1 rRNA gene is annotated in these 3,285 nt (G+C 57.3%); it reads right to left on the bottom strand.

Annotated features, from left to right (window positions below):
- Positions 1–22 precede the first annotated feature (22 nt).
- Positions 23–3,144 (bottom strand): 23S ribosomal RNA (locus ACIA8X_RS46795).
- Positions 3,145–3,285: the final 141 nt, after the last annotated feature.

Here is a 3,285-nt window from a genome sequence, read left to right as displayed (position 1 = left end):
AACACAGTGGACGCGAGCAACTGAGGACAAGCCCTCGGCCTATTAGTACCGGTCACCTCCACACCTCACGGTGCTTCCAGATCCGGCCTATCAACCCAGTCGTCTACTGGGAGCCTTACCCCATCAAGTGGGTGGGAATACTCATCTCGAAGCAGGCTTCCCGCTTAGATGCTTTCAGCGGTTATCCCTCCCGAACGTAGCCAACCAGCCATGCCCTTGGCAGAACAACTGGCACACCAGAGGTTCGTCCGTCCCGGTCCTCTCGTACTAGGGACAGCCCTTCTCAATATTCCTGCGCGCGCAGCGGATAGGGACCGAACTGTCTCACGACGTTCTAAACCCAGCTCGCGTACCGCTTTAATGGGCGAACAGCCCAACCCTTGGGACCGACTCCAGCCCCAGGATGCGACGAGCCGACATCGAGGTGCCAAACCATCCCGTCGATATGGACTCTTGGGGAAGATCAGCCTGTTATCCCCGGGGTACCTTTTATCCGTTGAGCGACGGCGCTTCCACAAGCCACCGCCGGATCACTAGTCCCGACTTTCGTCCCTGCTCGACCCGTCGGTCTCACAGTCAAGCTCCCTTGTGCACTTACACTCAACACCTGATTGCCAACCAGGCTGAGGGAACCTTTGGGCGCCTCCGTTACTCTTTAGGAGGCAACCGCCCCAGTTAAACTACCCATCAGACACTGTCCCTGATCCGGATCACGGACCCAGGTTAGACATCCAGCACGACCAGAGTGGTATTTCAACGACGACTCCACGAACACTGGCGTGCCCGCTTCACAGTCTCCCACCTATCCTACACAAGCCGAACCGAACACCAATATCAAACTGTAGTAAAGGTCCCGGGGTCTTTCCGTCCTGCTGCGCGAAACGAGCATCTTTACTCGTAGTGCAATTTCACCGGGCCTATGGTTGAGACAGTCGAGAAGTCGTTACGCCATTCGTGCAGGTCGGAACTTACCCGACAAGGAATTTCGCTACCTTAGGATGGTTATAGTTACCACCGCCGTTTACTGGCGCTTAAGTTCTCAGCTTCGCCCCACCGAAATGGAGCTAACCGGTCCCCTTAACGTTCCAGCACCGGGCAGGCGTCAGTCCGTATACATCGCCTTACGGCTTCGCACGGACCTGTGTTTTTAGTAAACAGTCGCTTCTCGCTGGTCTCTGCGGCCACCCCCAGCTCAGACAGTAAATGCCATCACCAGGTGTGGCCCCCCTTCTCCCGAAGTTACGGGGGCATTTTGCCGAGTTCCTTAACCATAGTTCACCCGAACGCCTCGGTATTCTCTACCTGACCACCTGAGTCGGTTTAGGGTACGGGCCGCCATGAAACTCGCTAGAGGCTTTTCTCGACAGCATAGGATCATCCACTTCACCACAATCGGCTCGGCATCAGGTCTCAGCCTTAACGTGATCCGGATTTACCTAGACCACGGCCTACACCCTTACCCCGGGACAACCACCGCCCGGGCTGGACTACCTTCCTGCGTCACCCCATCACTCACCTACTACAGGTCTGGTCCGTCGGCTCCACCACTCCCCTTTGCCCGAAGGCTCCAGGGCGGCTTCACGGACTTAGCATCGCCTGGTTCAATGTTTGACGCTTCACAGCGGGTACCGGAATATCAACCGGTTATCCATCGACTACGCCTGTCGGCCTCGCCTTAGGTCCCGACTTACCCTGGGCAGATCAGCTTGACCCAGGAACCCTTAGTCAATCGGCGCACACGTTTCCCACGTGTGAATCGCTACTCATGCCTGCATTCTCACTCGTGAACCGTCCACAACTACCTTCCGGTGCTGCTTCACCCGGCACACGACGCTCCCCTACCCATCACAGCGGGCGTTGGCCCTATATGCTGCAATGACACGACTTCGGCGGTACGCTTGAGCCCCGCTACATTGTCGGCGCGGAATCACTAGACCAGTGAGCTATTACGCACTCTTTCAAGGGTGGCTGCTTCTAAGCCAACCTCCTGGTTGTCTCTGCGACTCCACATCCTTTCCCACTTAGCGTACGCTTAGGGGCCTTAGTCGATGCTCTGGGCTGTTTCCCTCTCGACCATGGAGCTTATCCCCCACAGTCTCACTGCCGCGCTCTCACTTACCGGCATTCGGAGTTTGGCTAAGGTCAGTAACCCGGTAGGGCCCATCGCCTATCCAGTGCTCTACCTCCGGCAAGAAACACACGACGCTGCACCTAAATGCATTTCGGGGAGAACCAGCTATCACGGAGTTTGATTGGCCTTTCACCCCTAACCACAGGTCATCCCCCAGGTTTTCAACCCTGGTGGGTTCGGTCCTCCACGAAGTCTTACCTCCGCTTCAACCTGCCCATGGCTAGATCACTCCGCTTCGGGTCTTGAGCGCGCTACTGAATCGCCCTATTCGGACTCGCTTTCGCTACGGCTTCCCCACACGGGTTAACCTCGCAACACACCGCAAACTCGCAGGCTCATTCTTCAAAAGGCACGCAGTCACGAGAACAAGGCAAGCCTCGTTCCGACGCTCCCACGGCTTGTAGGCACACGGTTTCAGGTACTATTTCACTCCCCTCCCGGGGTACTTTTCACCATTCCCTCACGGTACTATCCGCTATCGGTCACCAGGGAATATTTAGGCTTAGCGGGTGGTCCCGCCAGATTCACACGGGATTTCTCGGGCCCCGTGCTACTTGGGTGTCTCTCAAACGAGCCGCTGATGTTTCGACTACGGGGGTCTTACCCTCTACGCCGGACCTTTCGCATGTCCTTCGCCTACATCAACGGTTTCTGACTCGTCCTGCTGCCGGCAGACAACAGAAGAGAGATCCCACAACCCCGTACACGCAACCCCTGCCGGGTCTCACACGTATACGGTTTAGCCTCATCCAGTTTCGCTCGCCACTACTCCCGGAATCACGGTTGTTTTCTCTTCCTGCGGGTACTGAGATGTTTCACTTCCCCGCGTTCCCTCCACTTGCCCTATGTGTTCAGGCAAGGGTGACAGCCCATGACGACTGCCGGGTTTCCCCATTCGGACACCCCCGGATCAAAGCCTGGTTGACGACTCCCCGGGGCCTATCGTGGCCTCCCACGTCCTTCATCGGTTCCTGGTGCCAAGGCATCCACCGTGCGCCCTTAAAAACTTGGCCACAGATGCTCGCGTCCACTGTGCAGTTCTCAAACAACGACCAGCCACCCATCACCCCGAACCATCCGGTTCGAGTTCACTGGGGCCGGCACCCGAAGGACGAGCAACGCTCGCACCCTCAGACACCCAACAGCGTGCCCGG

The sequence above is a fragment of the Streptomyces sp. NPDC051738 genome (assembly GCF_044453205.1).
GTDB lineage: Bacteria > Actinomycetota > Actinomycetes > Streptomycetales > Streptomycetaceae > Streptomyces.
The sequence above is the reverse complement of the archived record's forward strand: the minus strand, read 5'-3'. Positions and strand labels throughout refer to the sequence as shown.